Origin of the sequence: Allocoprococcus comes (genome assembly GCF_013300725.1) — a bacterium.
Classification (GTDB): domain Bacteria; phylum Bacillota; class Clostridia; order Lachnospirales; family Lachnospiraceae; genus Allocoprococcus; species Allocoprococcus comes_A.
Genome location: NZ_JAAIMM010000024.1, coordinates 24,585 through 44,273, shown reverse-complemented (window position 1 = coordinate 44,273; position 19,689 = coordinate 24,585). Strand labels below are relative to the sequence as shown.

At 43.1% G+C, this 19,689-nt stretch carries 14 protein-coding genes, 1 tRNA gene, 1 pseudogene and 1 other annotated feature; of the genes and pseudogenes, 12 read left to right on the top strand and 4 right to left on the bottom strand.

Annotation, left to right across the window (positions count from 1 at the left end; translation table 11 throughout):
- Positions 1-75 precede the first annotated feature (75 nt).
- Together G4407_RS12440 and G4407_RS12435 are read left to right on the top strand one after the other, a co-directional pair.
- Positions 76-1,032, top strand: a complete 957-nt coding sequence (locus tag G4407_RS12440) for a glycosyltransferase family 2 protein (protein ID WP_173689158.1) — start codon at positions 76-78, stop codon at positions 1,030-1,032.
- Positions 1,019-3,601: a YfhO family protein gene (locus G4407_RS12435; RefSeq protein WP_173689157.1), complete on the top strand. Its 2,583-nt coding sequence runs from the start codon at positions 1,019-1,021 to the stop codon at positions 3,599-3,601. Before G4407_RS12440 ends, G4407_RS12435 begins: the two co-directional genes overlap by 14 nt.
- 145 nt (positions 3,602-3,746) lie before the next feature.
- On the opposite strand, the gene G4407_RS12430 is transcribed toward G4407_RS12435, so the two are convergent.
- Complete coding sequence (locus G4407_RS12430; protein ID WP_173689156.1) at positions 3,747-4,841, bottom strand: DUF4352 domain-containing protein; 1,095 nt, start codon at positions 4,839-4,841, stop codon at positions 3,747-3,749.
- 329 nt (positions 4,842-5,170) lie between these two features.
- Here G4407_RS12430 and G4407_RS12425 point away from each other — a divergent pair, with 329 nt between their 5' ends.
- The 5 genes from G4407_RS12425 to G4407_RS12405 all read left to right on the top strand — a co-directional run bounded on the left by G4407_RS12425 (position 5,171) and on the right by G4407_RS12405 (position 9,080).
- Entirely contained in the window at positions 5,171-6,196 is a 1,026-nt protein-coding gene (locus tag G4407_RS12425; protein WP_173689155.1) for an alpha-hydroxy-acid oxidizing protein, read from the top strand.
- Positions 6,197-6,222: 26 nt separating this feature from the next.
- Positions 6,223-7,254: a 3-deoxy-7-phosphoheptulonate synthase gene (locus G4407_RS12420; protein ID WP_173689154.1), complete on the top strand. Its 1,032-nt coding sequence runs from the start codon at positions 6,223-6,225 to the stop codon at positions 7,252-7,254.
- Positions 7,255-7,506: 252 nt separating this feature from the next.
- A complete protein-coding gene (locus tag G4407_RS12415; RefSeq protein WP_173689153.1) occupies positions 7,507-8,106 on the top strand; it encodes a DUF3793 family protein in 600 nt (199 codons plus the stop codon).
- Between the two features lie 53 nt (positions 8,107-8,159).
- Positions 8,160-8,591 carry a flavodoxin gene (locus G4407_RS12410; protein ID WP_173689152.1) on the top strand — a complete coding sequence of 144 codons (432 nt, stop codon included), beginning with the start codon at positions 8,160-8,162 and terminating at the stop codon, positions 8,589-8,591.
- Positions 8,592-8,789: 198 nt separating this feature from the next.
- Positions 8,790-9,080, top strand: coding sequence for a DUF2325 domain-containing protein (locus G4407_RS12405; protein WP_173689151.1), 291 nt, complete (start codon positions 8,790-8,792; stop codon positions 9,078-9,080).
- A 452-nt stretch (positions 9,081-9,532) separates the two neighbouring features.
- Here G4407_RS12405 and G4407_RS12400 read toward each other — a convergent pair.
- Both G4407_RS12400 and G4407_RS12395 read right to left on the bottom strand, forming a co-directional pair.
- Positions 9,533-9,606, bottom strand: a tRNA-Arg gene (locus tag G4407_RS12400).
- Positions 9,607-9,766: 160 nt separating this feature from the next.
- Positions 9,767-10,267 (bottom strand): DNA-deoxyinosine glycosylase, encoded by a 501-nt coding sequence (locus G4407_RS12395; RefSeq protein ID WP_173689150.1) that lies wholly within the window; start codon positions 10,265-10,267, stop codon positions 9,767-9,769.
- A gap of 462 nt (positions 10,268-10,729) precedes the next feature.
- On the opposite strand from G4407_RS12395, the gene G4407_RS12390 reads away from it, so the two are divergent.
- Positions 10,730-12,274: a hypothetical protein gene (locus G4407_RS12390; RefSeq protein ID WP_173689149.1), complete on the top strand. Its 1,545-nt coding sequence runs from the start codon at positions 10,730-10,732 to the stop codon at positions 12,272-12,274.
- A gap of 243 nt (positions 12,275-12,517) precedes the next feature.
- Here G4407_RS12390 and G4407_RS12385 read toward each other — a convergent pair whose 3' ends face one another.
- The gene (locus G4407_RS12385) at positions 12,518-13,738 is read right to left on the bottom strand and encodes a 6-phosphofructokinase (RefSeq protein ID WP_173689148.1); all 1,221 of its coding nucleotides are present in this window, start codon (positions 13,736-13,738) and stop codon (positions 12,518-12,520) included.
- Between the two features lie 143 nt (positions 13,739-13,881).
- Between G4407_RS12385 and G4407_RS12380 the strand changes: the two genes are divergently transcribed.
- The 4 genes and pseudogenes from G4407_RS12380 to rsmH all read left to right on the top strand — a co-directional run bounded on the left by G4407_RS12380 (position 13,882) and on the right by rsmH (position 19,562).
- On the top strand, positions 13,882-14,898 hold the full coding sequence (locus G4407_RS12380; RefSeq protein ID WP_173689147.1) for a glycosyltransferase family 2 protein: 1,017 nt from the start codon (positions 13,882-13,884) through the stop codon (positions 14,896-14,898).
- A gap of 62 nt (positions 14,899-14,960) precedes the next feature.
- Positions 14,961-15,205 (top strand) — a binding site (T-box leader).
- Between the two features lie 165 nt (positions 15,206-15,370).
- A complete protein-coding gene (locus tag G4407_RS12375) occupies positions 15,371-16,405 on the top strand; it encodes a bile acid:sodium symporter family protein (protein WP_173689146.1) in 1,035 nt (344 codons plus the stop codon).
- A 67-nt stretch (positions 16,406-16,472) separates the two neighbouring features.
- Positions 16,473-18,229: pseudogene (locus tag G4407_RS12370) on the top strand (S8 family peptidase).
- 223 nt (positions 18,230-18,452) lie between these two features.
- Entirely contained in the window at positions 18,453-19,562 is a 1,110-nt protein-coding gene (gene rsmH / locus G4407_RS12365) for a 16S rRNA (cytosine(1402)-N(4))-methyltransferase RsmH (RefSeq protein ID WP_173689145.1), read from the top strand.
- The last annotated feature ends 127 nt before the right edge of the window (positions 19,563-19,689 follow it).

The following is a 19,689-nucleotide window of genomic DNA, read 5'->3' as shown; positions in this document are numbered from 1 at the left end:
TTCAGGAAATATTAAGGAAAATGAATGTGCATACTTAATAAAGGGAGTGTAAACTCTATTCCCGAGGTGAAGAATATGGATAAGATTTCGGTAGTCGTACCATGTTATAACGAAGAGGAAGCACTGCCTGTTTATTATAAAGAAATGTGCCGTGTAATGGACGAGATGAAGGATGTTGTATTTGAACTGATTTTTGTAGATGATGGTTCATCAGATGCGACGCTTGGTATCATGAAAGACCTGAATGAAAAGGACAGCAGATGCAGATATCTTTCATTTTCCAGAAACTTTGGAAAGGAAGCTGCGATCTATGCAGGACTGAAAGCATCGGAAGGCGATTATGTTGCACTTATGGATGTAGATCTTCAGGATCCACCGGCGCTATTACCTGAGATGTATGAGATCCTGCAGGAGGATGGATACGATAATGTAGCGACAAAAAGGGCCACAAGAACCGGAGAGCCACGTATCCGTTCTTTCCTGTCAGAAAGCTTTTACAAATTTGTAAATGCTATTTCAAAGACAGAGATTGTAGATGGAGCGAGAGATTACCGGCTGATGAAGCGGAAGATGGTGCAGGCAGTTCTGGAAATGAGCGAGTATAACCGTTTTTCAAAGGGTATCTTCGGCTGGGTTGGATTCCGTACAAAATGGCTGCAGTACGATAATGTTGAGCGTTCTGCTGGAAAAACCAAGTGGTCCATGTGGAAGCTGTTTAAGTATTCTGTGGAGGGAATTACCGGATTTTCAGTGGCACCGCTCTCATTGGCTTCGGTAGTGGGTGTACTGTTCTGCCTGCTTTCCTTTATTATGATCGCAGTGATCATAGTAAGGACGCTGGTCTGGGGAGATCCGGTATCTGGCTGGCCGTCACTTGCCTGTATTATTTTCATGGTCAGTGGAGTACAGCTTCTTTGTACCGGAATTGTAGGGGAGTATCTGTCAAAGACTTATCTTGAGACGAAGAAACGTCCGATTTTTATTTTAAAGGATTCCAGCGATGATAAGGAGCAGAAGCATGAAAGAGCGTAGAAAGGATCTGCTATGGGAAATGGCACTGGTCCTGCTTACGGTTACCGCCTGTCTGTACTCTACAGGCGTAGGAAATATTTTTGGGGCAAAGGTGGACTGGAGCAGTCAGCACAGTGTGTTCCCGGAATATTTCCGGCAGCAGTTTTATCGTACAGGGCAGTTTTTTCCTGAGTTTGCATTAAATATTGGCGGCGGTCAGAATATTTACAATTTTTCTTATTATGGATTGTTTAGTCCGGTCGTTCTGATCGGTTATCTTCTGCCAAATGTGAAGATGTCGGATTATATGATGGTGGCAAGTATTGTCTGTCTGGCAGCAGCGGTTATAATTTTGTACCGGTGGCTGAAAAGCCGGGAATTTACAGCTGCGGTAAGCGGGATGACAGCGCTGATGTTCCTTTTCGCAGGGCCTATGATCTATCAGTCGTCACATCAGATCATGTTTGTAAATTATATGCCATTTCTTTGTCTGACATTTTTAGGAATTGACCGGTATTTTGAACAGAAAAAATCCGGTTTGCTGATCGGCGGAACCTTCCTGATGATCATGACAAGCTTTTATTTCAGCATCGGTGGAATACTGGCGCTTGGTCTATATGGAATTTACCGGTATGCAAGGACGAAAGAGCGGGCAGAAGAGATGATTACGGTAAAAGGATTTTCAGGTGACGGACTGCGGTTTGCAGGAAGGATCCTGACGGCAATCATGTTTGCAGGAGTTCTTCTTGTGCCGACTGCGATGGCTCTTCTCGGGAGAAGCGGAAGCAGGGGAGAAAAAACAGATTTCTGGCAGCTTCTGACACCGCAGATCAATTTGGAAAAATTTCTGTATGGGGCATATGGACCGGGACTTAGCTGTCTGATGCTGATTATTTTGCTGACCGGACTTTTTTATAAAAAGGCTTATGAGAAGATACTGTCGCTTGGCTGTCTGGTGGTGCTGACAGTTCCGTTTTTTTCGTATCTGCTAAATGGTGCACTTTATGTCAGACCGAAGTCGCTGATCCCATTTTTGCCGCTTATGTGCTATCTTACGGCAAAATATCTGGAGAAGCTGAAAAATCAGAAAATAGGGAGAATCTGGATGCTTCTGCCATGTCTGGCGGTTGTTATATATATTTATCTGAAGAAGGATGATATGAAAAGCGAAGTCCTTTGGAAACTGCTTTTACTGGATGCGGTCATAACACTGCTGATCTGCGTGGCACAGGCGTATAGTGTATGGATTCGGAAGTATCTGACAGTAGCTGTTCTGGGACCGGTGATCCTGAGCCTTATTATTACCGGAAGCTATTCCTGGGAAAAGAGTGGAAATCTGGAGAGCAGGAAAGCATATGAGGAAGATACCAGCCGGGCCATCGGGAAAGCTGTGGACAAGGCAATTACATCAGATGGTGGATTCTACCGGGTCGAGCAGGTTGGAAATGAAGAGAAAAATGCGGAAAATCTGAATCGTGTGTGGAACAGTGAGCAATATATTACATCCCTGTATTCTTCTTCCTATAATGCTGATTACCAGAATTTCCGTAAAAATGATTTTCAGGTAGAGCAGCCGTACCGAAATTTCCTGATGCAGTCGGTTTCACAGAATCCGGTATTCAGGCAGCTGATGGGAGTGAAATATCTGATCTCCAGTCAGAATGTACCGGGATATGAGAAAAAGTGGATGACCGGGGGAGGGGATGTGTACTGTAATGAAAATGCAGCACCGATTGCCTGTGAAACGGATCAGACGATGTCGGAAGCGGAATATGACAGACTGGATTTTCCGTATAATCAGCTGGTATTTACCAGATATGCTGTGACAAAGGACGGAACTGTATCGGCAGAACAGGTGAAAGAAGCACTGGCTGAAGACGTAGAGAAATGTGATTTTCGGATTCCGGAAAAGAATAACGGGATTTCACTGGTTGTCCCGACTGAAAACGGATATCAGGTGAAAATGAAAAAGGCACAGGAGTTCGAAGTGGCTGTCCCGGAACAGGAAGAGAAAGATGGAGTTCTGTTTGTACAGTTTCGGATCGAGAATAAAAAACCGAAAAAGGATATCGAAATATCTCTGGAAGGAGAGCGAAATAAACTTTCGTCAATCCAGCATGTATATTATAACGGAAATACCGTATTTACCTATGCGGTAGGACTGGAAAAGGGGCAGAAATCGGTCCGTTTATCTCTTGGAAAAGGAGAGTATACGATGAAAGATATGAGTGCATATACCGGCGTGTTAAATGGAGGTACCGACCTTTATCAGAGTGTATTCAGGGTGGATAAAGAGCGGACGAAAGGGAATCTGATCCAGGGTAGAATCAAAAGTCAGAAGGATGGAATGTTTATTACTTCCATTCCGTTTGATAAAGGGTTTGAAGTGACGATAGATGGCGTAAAAGTGAAATGTGAAAAAGTGAATAAAGCGTTTCTGGGATTTCATCTGGCAGCAGGAAAACATAAAATCAGAATTTTGTATCATGCGCCTGGAGTGACAGCAGGAAAAATACTGACAGGTCTTGGAGTTCTGATTGTGATCGCAGGGGCAGTAAAAAAGAAAAAAATGCGCGGAGTGAATCTTTGAGATTCTGAAATAAAAAAGGATACAGTCTGGGAGCCAATGTCATTAAGTTAAGATGACATTGGCTCCCAGACTGTATCCTTTTTTGTTTAACAGGAAATTTCAAAGAAACTTTCTTTTTGCTATCCATGTATCTGCAGGTAGTGGTTTACTCTTGGCGCTTGATCTGAAAATGAACGGCATCATCAGACCAGATCTTATCGGTATACCGGATTTCGACGGTAGACCAGTTCAGCGGGACTTCCAGGGAAAGATATCCTTCCAGGGTTTCGCCGGGAGCGATCGTTCCATCGAGCTTTGGCTGGTCGCTTGTGGTTGCAAGCGCAGTAAATGCAGCTGCACTGTAGTCAAGTTTGGTATCGTCACAATAATTTTCAAAGCTTGCCATACTGCTGATAACCAGATCATCAGATGTCTGATTGACGATCGTCATATGGACAAACATAAATTCATTGCCTTCTGTCGGGACAGACCAGTCATCTCCTTCGGATTCTACGTAGCTGTCCATCGTGATCTCAATGCCATTGTATGTGGCGGTCTCGTTTTGCTTATAGATCTCTTTGGTGGCGTCAGCTGTCTTCTTCGGTGTCGAAGTGCCGGAAGGATTGGCAGAAGAAGTGTGCATTTTGGAAAAAAGGAATACAACCGCAATAATGATCAGGATGAGAACCAGGATGATAAACGGCAGACTTTTTTTGTGTTTCTTTTTCTTCTTTTTTGGGTTTGTTGCCTGCTCTGGTGAAGTTACATCATCAGCAGATGCATCGGACTTTGTGCCTGCGGTATCGTCTTTGGAAACCGGCGCTGGTTTGGCAGCAGGTTCATCTGTCTGAACGGAGCTGATAACTGGTTCTGGAACCGGAGCATGCTCCTGTCCGGAGGATTCATTTCCAGAAAAAGGTTTGTCTGTAGAAATTTCTTCAGTCTCTTTTTTTTCAGTGGTTTTCTTCTGAGCCTCTGCTTCCGGAACATTTTTACGCATGCTGCGCATGGCAGCTGCTGTGCTGTGGTAGATCTCCGGTCCGTTCAGGGGATCGTCGAAAAAAGCCTGCTGTCTGGCAGCCGGGCGCTTTTTTCCGGAAACAGATCCATGCTTATGAGCAGAAGATCTGGCACTTCGGGTATCTGTATCATCCGGAATCACAGCGGATGCCGGGAATCTTTTACGGCAGGTATCACAGAGATATTTGCCGGGATATTTTTTGCTGGGGCGGACTTTATGACCGCATACAGGGCATTTCATTCTAAGTTAAGTCTCCTTTATGATTCAAGTGTTCTGTTTTTTATTATAGGGGAAAATCCTGTCAAAAACAAGGAGGTATTCTTGTCGAACAGACAGAAAAGTGATATCATAGTTACTGTTTACTACCGTGTCAATCACTGCGCTGATTGGCACGGAGGATGCACGTTTTATCTTGAATGGCATCTTGCCAATCGCCAAAGGCGATTTAAAATGGCGAGATACGTTGCTGGTCACAGGTACTGTAACAGTAACATATCATATTGACTAAGTAACGTGGCAGAAAGTCGAAACTGCCAGATACAGGAAAACAAAAGAAAGCAGGGAATGATATGACATATCAGGAAATGATGGAAAACGCAAAATTATCTATGGGGCTTTACTGCAAAGCCTGTCCGGTCTGTGATGGAAGAGCATGTAAAAACCAGATACCGGGACCGGGCGCAAAAGGTGTTGGTGATACTGCGATCAGAAATTATAAAAAGTGGCAGGAGATCCGCGTGAACATGGATACGATCTGTGATGGCGGAGAGGCAGACACTTCTGTGAATTTATTTGGAAAAGAATTTAAGATGCCGTTCTTTGCAGGACCGGTTGGAGCCGTGAATCTGCACTATAGTGACAGGTATGATGATGTTTCTTATAATAATGTACTGGTATCAGCCTGTGCAGATGCCGGAATCGCCGCATTTACCGGAGATGGAGTGAACGCGAAGGTAATGGAGGCTGCAACGGAGGCAATCCGTGAAAATGGTGGATGCGGGATACCTACAGTAAAGCCTTGGAATCTGGATACTGTGCGGGAGAAGATGGAACTGGTGAAGAAGTCAGGAGCATTTGCGGTAGCGATGGATATTGATGCGGCAGGACTTCCGTTTCTGAAAAATATGAATCCGCCCGCAGGAAGCAAGAATGTACAGGAGCTTTCCGAGATTGTGAAGATGGCTGGAAGACCATTTATCGTTAAAGGCGTGATGACAGCGAAAGGCGCGAGGAAAGCAAAAGAAGCAGGTGCCGATGCGATCATCGTATCTAATCACGGAGGAAGAGTGCTGGATCAGTGTCCGGCAACTGCAGAAGTGCTGGAAGAAATTGTAAAAGAAGTGAACGGTTCTATGAAGATCCTGGTTGACGGAGGAATTCGTTCCGGTACAGACATTTTCAAGGCACTTGCACTTGGTGCTGACGGTGTGCTGATCTGCCGGCCATTCGTTGTAGCGGTCTATGGAGGCGGAGAAGAAGGCGTGAAGCTTTACATTGATAAGCTGGGAGCAGAACTCAAAGATGCCATGCAGATGTGCGGTGCACATTCTGTTTCAGAAATTACAAGAGATATGGTAAGATATTATCAGGACTAGAAAAATACCTGCAGGAGGATAATACAATGGGAATGAGAGTGAACGCAGAGCTGCCATTACCGGCAGACCTGAAAAACGAATATCCGTTATCGGATAAAATAAAAGCTATCAAGGCGAAGAGGGATGAGGAGATCCGTGATATTTTTACAGGGAAATCAGACAAATTCGTGGTGATCATCGGACCATGTTCGGCGGACAATGAAGATTCGGTATGTGAGTACGTGAACAGACTTGCAAAGTTAAATGACAGAGTATCAGATAAGCTGATGATCATTCCAAGAATCTACACGAACAAGCCGCGTACAACCGGAGAGGGATACAAGGGAATGCTGCATCAGCCGGATCCGGAGCAGGCACCGGATCTGCTTGCCGGAATCATTGCAATCCGTAAAATGCATATCAGAGCCATGCAGGAGACTTATCTGACAGCAGCAGATGAGATGCTTTATCCGGAGAACAGAAGCTATCTGGATGATATTCTTTCTTATGAAGCGATTGGTGCGCGTTCGGTTGAGAACCAGCAGCACCGTCTGACTGCGAGCGGAATGGATATCCCGATTGGGATGAAGAATCCGACAAGTGGAGATTTATCGGTAATGCTCAATTCTGTTGTCGCGGCACAGGGACCACACCGCTTCATTTATCGTGGACAGGATGTGACGACAGGTGGGAATGATCTGGCACATGTGATCCTGCGCGGCGGCGTGGATAAATATGGAACAACGATTCCAAACTACCATTATGAGGATTGTAAGAGGCTTCTGGATATGTATGAGCAGAAGAATCTGAAGAATCCGGCAGCGATCATTGATGCCAATCATTCCAATTCTAACAAGCAGTACAAAGAACAGCTCAGAATCGTAAGTGAGGTACTGCACACAAGAAATTATGATCCAAAGCTGAAAAAACTGATCAAAGGTGTAATGGTAGAAAGCTACCTGGTAGAAGGAAGACAGGATATCGGCGGAAATATGGTATATGGTAAATCGATTACGGATCCGTGTATTGGATGGGAAGATACAGTGAGACTGATCGATAAGATTGCGGAAGACTGTTAATTGTAAAAATACAGTGTATCAAGGTTGAAAAACTTTGATACACTTTTTTTTGGCAGAAATGATTGCAAAAGTACAGTATGATATATTTTCAGGGCAGATAGAATGTAGGGTGTAAAAACATGAATTGTATGTTGATGAGAAAACTTCTCAAAAATTTCTATAGACAAAATCCCACTAATATAGTAGACTATAGGTAGTTAGAAAAAGCTAACTAAAATAAATTAAAGCAAACCAATGCAAGAGGAAAACAACATGAACTGGATGCAGAAAGATGCACAGACATCAGCTCAGATGGAAATTGCATGGCAGTGCGCTCCGGTATTGACCGGTGTAAAGCCATCCAATATTCTGACCTTGAAAAATGTAAGTGAAAAGGAAGTTGCGGAAAGTCTGAAAGAGATGGGAATTTCATACAGCATGCTTTGCGACAGCGGAGCCCGAAAAGTATGGCTGATCTACAGAGAAGAAGAGATTCTTGAAATTCTTGGAAAAAAAGAATACAGCGAATTTCTTGATACACTTGGATATCAGGGATTTGAGCTTCCAGAGATGCTTCAGATCATGAATCTGAGATTTGAAGGATATCAGCATGGAAGTGCAGAATTTCCACATGAACTTGGAATTTTCCTCGGATATCCACTTGCAGATGTGAAAGGGTTTATTGAACACAACGGAAAAGATTTCCTGTATCAGGGATACTGGAAAGTGTATGAGAACGTGGAGGAACGCAAGAAAATGTTTTCTATCTACAACGTTGTAAAAGAGGAATTTATCAGGGAAATGCAGGCAGGGAAGGATCTGTGGCATGCAGCAAGAAGTGTGAGGCAGCCATTTGACATACAGCCTGCATAAATGAAGAAAACCTGGTAGATGATAGAAAGAAAAAAGAAAGGAAGAATTTAAAAATGAGTGATATTTGTGTAGCATACTGGAGCGGAACAGGAAATACAGAAGCAATGGCACAGGCAATTGGAGCAGGAATTACAGCAGCAGGGAAAAGTGCTGATGTAGTACCGATGGAGACCATTTCACCTGCTGTCTTAAAAGATCAGGCTGTCTGGGTGCTTGGATGCCCTGCAATGGGAGCAGAAGAACTGGAAGACGGAACGGTAGAACCATTCGTATCTGAGCTGGAAGGATTTGCTTCAGGAAAGAAGGTTGCCCTGTTTGGATCCTATGACTGGGGCGATGGCGAATGGATGCGTACATGGGCTGAAAGAATGGAACAGGCTGGCGCACAGATCGTCGGCGGAGAAGGACTTATCTGCCACGGAACACCGGGAGCAGATGCAATAGATGAGTGTGAGTCACTCGGCAGGGAGGTGGCTGGCTTATAAGAAATACAAACACCTTTTAAATAAAACAGAAAACCGAAAAAGCTAAATAATCAAATAAAATTATAATCAAATCAAAAACAAATAAAAATCAAAAATTAAAAGCTAAATAATCATCAAAAAAGAGCCGCTCCGTTTCTGCGGGGCGGCATACAAAAAAATCACAATCGTTATTAGAATGAATTAAGGAGATGGATAAGAATGAGCGTTGTAATTGTAGGAGGTCATGACAGAATGGTCTGTCAGTATAAAAAAATATGCAAACAGTTTAAATGTAAAGCTAAAGTATTTACGCATATGTCTGCCGATCTGAATAAGCAGCTTGGACAGCCTGACCTGTTTGTACTTTTTACAAATACAGTATCGCACAAGATGGTAAAAACCGCGCTTGATGAGGCAAAAAGAAGCAATGCGAAGGTGGTTCGCTGCCATACAAGCAGTGGTGCGGCTCTGACAGAAATTTTAACACAGGAAGCGGGAGCAGCAGTTTAAAGCATGAATTTATTTACCGGGATCATGATCCCTTTTATTGGAACAACGCTGGGAGTAGCGCTTGGATAGAATGCAGAGTGGAAAAGTGAAAAGAAATGAATGTGTCCTGGCATGAAAATTGCCTGGGCATTTTTTATTTTTTCATAGGAAATTCCAAAGGAACTTCCTATGAAATAAAAGGCACTGCGTGCCGGAGATGCGCACTCGCACGAAGATGAAGAATGTCGCAAGCGGTCTACGCTCCGCTTCGGTCGTTGCTTAACGAGCGCCGCTGGCGCTCAGCAACGCGCTCGGCGCGAGAATGTGCCAAGCTGGGCATAAACTATGAGAAACACGCTCCGCGAGTTTTTCAAGTTATCGCGGCAGTCGCCAAGGTTTCGTGCAAGCACGGACTTTGACTCGTTGCTCGCGTAAATAAAAAAGAGGTCTTTCTCACAAAAGACCTCGTACAGCGTGCGTTAGAGGATTCGAACCCCCGACCTTTTGGTCCGTAGCCAAACGCTCTATCCAGCTGAGCTAAACGCACATTTATATTGTGTGCTGAACTGTGTTGCTCAACAACAAAATTGAGTATACATCAGGAAAGATAATATGTCAAGTGCTAAAATGAAAAAAGTTAAAAAACTTTTGAGCTCATTTTTGAAACTCATTTTTGAACGGAGCGATTAAGACCGGTTTGCTGGCTCTTATTCAAGATAAGAACAGATCTGATTCCATTTGGTAAGCAGGCGTTCCTTTGACCAGGCTGCATTTGCCGGACTTGTGGACGGCAGACAGATTGCTTTTTGCTGAGTCTGTGGAAAACAGTATTTTTTATATAAGCGGTCTGCAGTGCTACCGTTGGTGAAAATCTGCCGGATGGATGCCGTCTGAAGAATCTCTGTAAGGTCATTGGGAACGACATTGCGGATACTGCTGTCACTGGAGCCTTCGATATCACAGGAGGCGATCACATCCCAGATGGCAATGTGGTGTGCAAGGAGCAGTGATTTTTTCTCTTCTATGCCGGCAGGAAGTGGTTCATCTGTAAGTGTGGCAATAAGATCCCAGAAACGGTTTCTTGGATGCCCGTAGAAAAACTGACTTTCCCGTGATTTTACAGAAGGGAAGCTCCCAAGGATCAGAATGCGGGAGTCTGTGTTAAATACAGGATGGATTTCGTGAAGTACATGTGAAGCTTCAGTCATAGGTATGCCTTCTTTCATAAATATATTCAATAAAAGGATAAGCGATACGGGAGTGAAAAGCAAGTGGGAAAAAGTACAGTCCGGGTTGCTGGTCACAGGTACTGTGAACAGTAACCAGTCCGGCAGAATGCACAAGACCGGGAATCCCTGTGACTGTCGGGGGAGTATAGAAAATGAAAAGATCAGTGACTGATTTTGGAACAAAAAGTTTGTGAATTATTGAAAAAAGTTCTGCTTGTAAAGTGGCGGATGTCAGTGTATAGTGAAGTCACTCTAATTCGATTCTAATTTTATTTCACGGGAAATCGCATCCGGTATAATAAAATACTCTGCGAAGATACGCCGGGTGACATTCTCTATTTTGAAACAGATCACAAGAAAAGTTATGATATCAGACACATGATTCGATGTAGCATTTTCAGGACAAGTTAATATGAATGAACAGACACAGGGAGGAACAGGATGGAAGAAAGAAAAGACTATGCGGTACTCCGTTTTGTGGATCAGAATGGCTGGAGTTATATGGTAAATGACTATGCAAAGGGCTGTTCTTTGATGGAGTATATCAAACAGGGGATCCGGGTGGAAAAAGAAACAGTATTTAACTGGATCAGACAGCTTTCAAAACAGCTGGAACAGTATTATCGTTGTGGAAATGAGGATGCGGCGTATGGATATGTGAACCCATATGCAGTAATCATAACCGGAGACGGAATGCTTTGCCTTCTGGATATCAATGAACCGGAAAACGAGGAACTTTTAAAGCAGATGAAGAAGAAAAAGCTTCGTATGCTTTTTGTAAGGAAAGAAAGGGTTCTTTCGCAGAAGACAGAGCGGTCAGATGATTTGTATGGTCTGGCAAAGATAATGGAATTTACAGCAGAAAAATGTCTGGAGCCAAAGGCATTTACACGGAAAGAAGAGCGAGTCTGGAAAAGAATGCTTGGAAAGTGTTATAGCAGTGGGAAAAATGCCATAAAAGTATTGAAAAATATGCAAAAAGAAATTGGTTTTCTGGAAAAGGAAATGGAAAGACCGAGGGATAAGGTTTCGGCAAAAAAGATTTTGCTTGCAATTCTGGCGGTTTGTATCATGAGTGCAGTAATCATCGGAGGGACGGTGAAAAAGCCGGAAACAAAAGCGATTGCAGCAGATCAGGATCAGCCAGAGACGGGATTTCAGGAAGGAGTAAAGGAGAAAAAAGAGGTTGTGGAACAAAAGGGGGACAGTCCTTATCTGGAAATGGGACTTATTTATTATGTAGCGTGGGAAGATTATGTGAACAGCCTGGATAGTCTTGATAAGGAAATGCAGGAGACAGAGTTTTCCGATGCATACCGGGTGGTCATAGCGAGTCTGGAAGAAGGGAGTATACAGCAGCAGGAGGATGGATTAAACGCAGAAGATGCAGTAAAAAAAATATTAGATGAATTGGAGAAACGTGCAGAAAAAATACAGATGAAAGCGTATTTGTACCAATACCCGCTATTGAAGGTAAGTGTTCTGGAAGAGAGTGAAAAATGGCACAGGCTGACAAAGAGAATTGGTGAGGAGATGATTAGAAGACAGACGTGGTACCGGTGGGATACAAATGGAGAAAAGGAGTGTGAGGTCAGAAAATATCTTGCAGAAAGCTATTTTAAACTTGGCGAGAATTTAAAAGCGGCTGAACAATATGAACAGATCAGAAAATTAGAATCGAATGAAGAAGAATTAGAAGAGATTTATGAAAAGTTGCAGTTAATTTATGAAGAAGTGCAGGAATATGAAAAAGTGTGGGAGATCAGCAGGGAGGCGATTGAAGTATTACCGGATTCAGAAAGGTTGTGGATGAACTATCTGGAGCGTTATTGTGAAAATCCGGAAATGGAAAGAGAATTATGTGCAGAAGCAGTAAAAAAGGCCATGCAGGCAGTTCCTGAACTTGCAGAATCAGAAGCATTTAAACAGCTTCAGGGAAAATATAAAATTGTGATCGATGGAGAAAATATCCGGGTTGGAGAATAAAATGCTGAAAGGAGCTTTTGAAAAAGTCCCATAAAAGGGAGGATACCGGGTGACTTAAAAGCCCCCGGCATGTATTATGAAAAAGTTATTCTATTATTAACTTCTGCACGTCTTATTAAATAATTTGTTTGAAATCTTTTATGTTCTTCATTTGATGATTCTAGTATATAAAACACTTGTGAAGAAAGAGTGTTTAACAAATGAAGGTTTTTTGAAAGATAAATGAACAAATTGTGAACAAGACTATTTGCGGAATGCGAAGTATGGAAGCCCATCTTTCATAGGTACTTCTACACTTCCCTGGATCAGTGGGCGGGCATAAGTGATGAATTCATCTCCGATGTCGGAACCGTCTTTTGTGATCCATTCTTCAGGAACAGCTTTTTCTTTATTGCAGATTTCGTTCACGTCTGCAGTTCCGAATTCAAGGATGTATGGGTCATCACTCTTACGGATAAAGTTGATCATCTTTCCTGTTTCACCGTCTAAAGCGGCACTTACAGCAAAACGGCCGGAAGCAGCGGCTTCGTCCAGATCTGTGGCAGATAAACAGGAGGAAGAGCATCGCTGGCAGACATTGAGCTCCACAGAGCGTACTTTGATACCAAGTTTTTCTTTTACAAGATTTTCAAGATACTTTCCGGAGCCGGTCAGCATTTTATGACCGAAGGTATCTGTGCCGACATCACTTGCAAGCTCACAGACAAAGGTTCCGTTACCATCATTGATTCCTTCGGAAATGCAGACAACGAGATTAGAAGTTTTAGTAAGCTTTTCTTTTACCTTTTCGATAAATGCATCCGGGGAGAAAGCAACCTCCGGAAGATAAATAAGAACCGGATTATCGTCTTCAAATTTGCGGGCAAGAACGCTTGCGGCGGTCAGCCATCCGGCATGGCGTCCCATGATCTCGACGATGGTGACAGATGGTTTATTATCATAGACAGAGGCATCAATTGCAATTTCGCGTACTGTAGAAGCAACATATTTGGCAGCACTTCCGTAGCCAGGAGTATGATCGGTCAGAACCAGATCGTTGTCGATGGTTTTCGGAACTCCGATGATGCGGATATCACTTCCGACTGTTGCTGCGTAGCGGGATAATTTACTTACGGTATCCATAGAATCATTTCCGCCAATGTAGAAGAAATAGCTGATTTCTTTTTCGGTAAATTTCTGGAAAAGTTCAGGATAAACCGGATCAGAAAGATCTTCCGGTAATTTATAACGGCAGGAACCAAGATAAGAACCCGGTGTGGTGCGGATACGTTCCAGTTCGCCATTTTCTTTTAAAGATGCCATGTCCATTGTGTGATCGGCAAGAAAACCTTCGATACCGTTGACCATACCGATGACATTATCAATCTCCGGATTTGCCAGACCTTCTGAGACAACACCATAGAGACTTCCGTTGATTACAGCAGTAGGACCACCTGATTGTCCGACCAGTAAATTGTGATTCATAGTTGAAATCCTCCTCTTTATTCATAGTAATCATATAGCTTTAACTATAGCCGAAAAATGTGAAATTTACAATATCAGTTGGAAAACAAAAAGAAATAGGCTATACTAGGAACGTGAGCTTTAAATTGAGAAGGAGAATACACATGAAATATATATCGTTTGCGATTCCGTGTTATAACTCGGCAGCTTATATGGACCGGGCAGTGGAATCTATTTTAAAAGGTGGAGAAGATATAGAGATCATTATAGTTAATGACGGATCAAAGGATGATACTTCAAAGATTGCGCATGAATATGAAGAAAAGTATCCGACGATCATCCATGCAGTTGATAAAGAAAATGGTGGACACGGAGATGCGGTCAATGTAGGTCTTGACCACGCAGAGGGAAAATATTTTAAAGTTGTGGACAGTGATGACTGGGTAGATGAAGAAGCACTGTACAAGATTCTGGATGTTCTGAAAAAGTTTGAAGAGGAAGAAAAGCAGGTGGATATGCTGCTTGCCAACTATGTATACGAAAAAGAAGGAATGGAGCACAAGAAAGTGATTGAGTACAAGAATGTGCTTCCACAGGAAGAGATTTTTGGCTGGAATGATGTGAAACATTTCCATCTGGGACAGTATATTCTGATGCATTCTGTTATTTACCGGACAGATTTCCTGAAATTATGTCAGCTCAGGCTGCCGAAGCATACGTTCTATGTGGACAATATTTATGTTTACTATCCACTTCCGCATGTGCGTAAGATGTATTATATGGATGTGGATTTTTATCGTTATTACATTGGAAGAGAAGATCAGTCTGTCAATGAAAAGGTGATGATCAGTCGTGTGGATCAGCAGATCTTTGTCACAAAGAGTATGATTGATATGTATGATATGCGCAAGATTTCTAATAAAAAACTGCGGGCCTATATGACTAATTATCTTGCAATTATGATGACGGTGTCTTCGATTCTTCTGATTCGTTCCAAAAATGCAGAGAATCTGGAAAAGAAACGGGAGCTGTGGCAGTATCTGAAGAAGAATCACTACGGAACTTATTGGAAGATCCGTTACGGAATCCTTGGACAGACCATGAATCTTCCGGGCAGATCAGGAAGAAAGATTTCGTCTCTGGCGTACATTGTGGCGAGAAGAATTGTCGGATTTAATTAAAATTCGTTCTTGACATTTCCGAAGAGAAGACTATAATAACGATTAAAGAAAATATGGTTCACCAAAATTCGTTGATGAGAACAAAGTCGTATCCGTCATTATTTTCAGAGAGCCTGTGGATGGTGTGAACAGGTAATAACCGGGTAAGGATATCCTCTCTAAGAAGCGGGTCCAAAGCAGAAAAGTATCTGCAAGTAGACTTCGCCGGGATCCACCGTTATATGGATAGCATATGTTGGTATGTGAAGTGCCGCAGATTATTTTCTGTGGAATTAGGGTGGTAACGCGGATTTTATTCGTCCCTTTTCAGATTGATTCTGGAAAGGGACTTTTTTGTTTCATAGGAAGTTCCTATGAAACAAAAGGCACATTCCTTTTTATTGTTGTGTATACAAAAAATCCTGTGAGTTTTGTTATCGGAAGATTAGAAGAACAGTTTTGCGTGGACGAAAAGAAAAAGGAGGAAACTGTAATGAAAGCATTACAAAAAGCAAGCAAATTTTTATCAGACTATACATCAGTGGTGGTAATCGCTATTGCAGTAGTCACATTCTTTGTACCGGCAATGATGGGATGGGTAAATAACCCATTGTTCGTTGATCCGGTATCCAACAAGTTCACCTGTCAGTCGATCATCATCGGAATCATCATGTTCAGCATGGGACTGACACTGACAACCGAAGATTTTAAGATTCTGGCACAGAGACCTTTTGATATCTGTATAGGTGCAATCGCGCAGTATCTGATCATGCCATTTCTTGCATTTGCACTGACGAAAGTACTTCAGCTTCCGGATGGAATTGCACTTGGTCTGATTCTTGTGGGCTGTTGCCCGGGTGGTGTATCATCCAATATCATGTCTTATCTGTGTGGCGGAGATGTGGCATTTTCCGTAGGAATGACTACGGTATCCACAATCATTTCACCGGTTATGACACCGCTTATGGTTTCACTTCTTGCAAGCGGAACACATATTACGATCAAAGGACTTCCGATGTTTGTATCTATTGTTGAGACCGTTATTGTTCCGGTAGCTTTTGGATTTTTACTGAATTATCTGTTTGGAAAGAAAAAGACATTTACAGAGCTTCAGAAAGTAATGCCTGGAGTTGCAGTACTTGGACTTGCATGTGTAGTTGGCGGAGTTGTTTCTTCGCAGGGAGACAAATTCTTTGAATCAGGAGTTGTAATTTTTGTGGCAGTATTTCTTCATAATGGACTTGGATATCTGCTGGGATACGGCGCAGGAAGACTGACTGGTATGAATACTGCAAAGAAGAGAACGATCTCCATCGAAGTTGGGATGCAGAACGCCGGACTTGCTACCAACCTTGCAACCACAACGGCACAGTTTGCGGTGGCACCGGAATCTGCAATTATCTGTGCTGTATCCTGTACATGGCATTCTATCTCAGGAACACTTCTTGCAGGATTATTTGCAGCATATGATAAGAGAAAAGCAGGAAAGCGTGCGAATAAAAAGCAGGCTGCAGAAAATGTAGCATAAAATACAGAAATAATTTCGGAATGATCGTCATAAAATATCAGGAATAACTTACAGGGCGTAAGAAGATATGGAAGATCAGAAACTGGAAAATCTTTTAAATCTGGCACTTGGAGCGACGGATGAAGAAAGAGAAAAATCATTGAATCTGGATGTCGGGTATCATCCGATTGACAGGGAATGGGAATTGATTATTAAATATTCGGGCAATCTGGACCAGGTAAGAGATCTGGCGAGTCAGGTGGTTGAGCTTCAGAATGAGTACGCAATCATTCGGATCAGTCAATCCGGAATTGATATACTTTCAGATATTCCGGAGGTAGAATATATAGAAAAACCGAAACGTTTATTTTTTCAAATAGCAAATGGAAAGCGGGTATCCTGTATCAATGAGGTACAGGATATCCGCTTTCTTAATCTGCGTGGACAGGGTGTACTTGTGGCGATTATTGATTCAGGGATTGATTATGCGAATGAAGATTTCCGAAATGAGGATGGAACGACAAGGATAAAGGTGCTGTGGGATCAGTCCTAATACCGGATGCGGATGAGGAAAAGAATCCACCAAAAGGCTATCGGATGGGAGTGGAATTTACCCAGGAGCAGATTAACAGGGCACTTGAGACTGCTTCGACAGAGGAAAGGAGAAGAATGGTGCCAAGTCAGGATATATCCGGACATGGGACTGCCGTTGCAGGGATTGCTGCCGGAAATGGGCGAGGAAGCGGAAAGCTATATGCCGGTGTGGCGCCAGACAGTGAATTAATCGTAGTAAAAATGGGTTCACCTATGCCAGATGGATTCCCGCGAACGACAGAGCTGATGCAGGCATTGGATTATGTGGTGAGGAAATCGCTGGAGGTGCGGATGCCGGTGGCGATCAATCTGAGTTTTGGAAATACCTATGGCTCTCATGACGGAAGAAGTCTGGTGGAGCGGTATATCGATGATCTGTCGAATTTCTGGAAGAGTGTGATCTGTGTGGGAACGGGAAATGAGGCAGCAAGTGCAGGACATACGTCCGGGGTGATGCAGGAAAGGAAGGAAGAAAGAATACAGCTTGCAGTGCAGTCGGAAGAACCAACGCTGAATATTCAGATCTGGAAAGCGTATACGGACGAAGTGGAAATTTCATTCGTATCTCCGGCAGGGACGCAGATTGGACCGATTCAGTCTGTTCTCGGTCCGCAGAGATTTCGGATTGGAGATACGGAGATTTTATTATATTATGGAAAGCCGAGCCCGTATAATGTGGCACAGGAAATTTATATCGATATGATTCCGGTGACGGATTATATTACGTCGGGAGTCTGGCAGATTATCCTGAATCCGACAAGGGTTGTGGAAGGACAGTATGATCTGTGGCTGCCAAGTGAGAATGTACTAAACCGGGGAACGGGATTTCTGTATCCGGATGAAGAAGTGACCTTAACGATCCCTTCGACTGCGGAAAAAGTGATATCGGTTGGAGCGTATGATGCGCTTACTTTTTCCTATGCACCTTTTTCAGGAAGGGGATATACCTGGCAGGATGAAAGGACGAAGCCGGATCTTGTGGCGCCGGGAGTGAATGTCAGGACGGCAGCAGTTGGCGGAGGGATGACTACGGTGAGTGGAACTTCTTTTGCGACGCCTTTTGTAACCGGAGCGTCGGCACTTTTGATGGAGTGGGGGATTGTGAGAGGGAATGATCCGTTTTTGTATGGGGAAAAGGTGAAGGCGTATCTCCGGCGCGGGGCGAGAGAGCTGCCGGGATTTGAGAAGTATCCGAATCGGGAGGTGGGGTATGGGGCAATTTGCGTAGTACAAAGTATTCCGCAGGAGTGAAAAACAAATAGGGGAGGTAGTTATAGATTATATTTTGTATATACTATGGTGCTGGAATATAAGAAAAAGTTTAGAGAGTGATTTGAAAAATGCAAAATTATTATAACTACTATTAAAGGTGGGATGATATAATAAATACAGTGAATTTTGATAAATATTCACAAGAAAACGCAGAATATGATTTGAAAAACCGAAAATAAATCAACAAGTAAGGAGACAATGTATGTCAGAACAGGAAAAGAACACTGAGCAGGGCGTTCACAAGCGCCGCGCAAGGTACAAAGGAAAATATCCACGAAAATTTGAAGAAAAATACAAAGAATTACAGCCGGAGAAATATCAGGACATGATTGCCCATGTCATTCAGAAAGGAAATACACCTGCCGGAATGCACATTTCGATCATGGTGCAGGAAATTCTTGATTTCCTGAAGATCCAGCCGGGAGAGGTGGGATTTGATGCAACGCTTGGCTATGGCGGACATACAAAAGCGATGCTGAAATGTCTGGAAGGAAAGGGGCACATTTATGCGACTGATGTGGATCCGGAAGAATCTGCAAAAACAAAAAAACGTCTGGAAGAACAGGGATTTGGTGAGGATATTTTAACAATCCGTCTTCAGAACTTCTGTACTATCGATGAGATCGCAAAAGAAGTTGGGGGATTTGATTTTATTCTGGCTGATCTGGGTGTGTCTTCCATGCAGATTGACAACCCGAAGAGAGGATTTTCTTTCAAAGTAGACGGACCTCTGGATTTGCGACTGAATCAGGAAAAAGGGATCAGTGCAGCCGAGAGACTGGATACAATTTCAAGAGAAGAACTTGCCGGGATGTTATATGAAAATTCGGATGAGCCGTACTGTGAAGAACTGGCAAAGGCGATCACAGAGGAAATCCGTAAAGGACATCGGATTGATACCACGACAAAGCTGCGCCAGGTGATCGAACAGACCTTGTCTTTCCTTCCGGAAAATAAGGAGAAAAAAGATATCATCAGGAAGACCTGTCAGCGGACTTTCCAGGCACTCAGAATTGACGTGAATCATGAATTTGAAGTACTCTATGAATTTATGGAAAAACTGCCGGGCGCTTTGAAACCGGGTGGAAGAGTGGCGATCCTGACGTTCCATTCAGGAGAAGATAAACTGGTGAAGAAAGCTTTAAAAGCAGGATATCGCGAGGGAGTTTATTCCGAATATGCCAAAGATGTAGTCCGGCCTTCGGCAGAAGAGTGTGCACAGAATGGGCGTGCAAGATCTACGAAGATGCGCTGGGCTGTGAAGGCAGAGCATTCTGATTGTGGCGCTGGCAGAGGCATTTTTGATCATTAATCTGGTAGCGAGAAGAATATTCGGTATTCTGGAAAAGCAGAGCTGAACTTGAAGATCAGAAACGACAGAAAGAACTGAAAGCAGCAAAAAAAGGGCAAAAAAGAATTTGTACTTTAGTCTACAAATT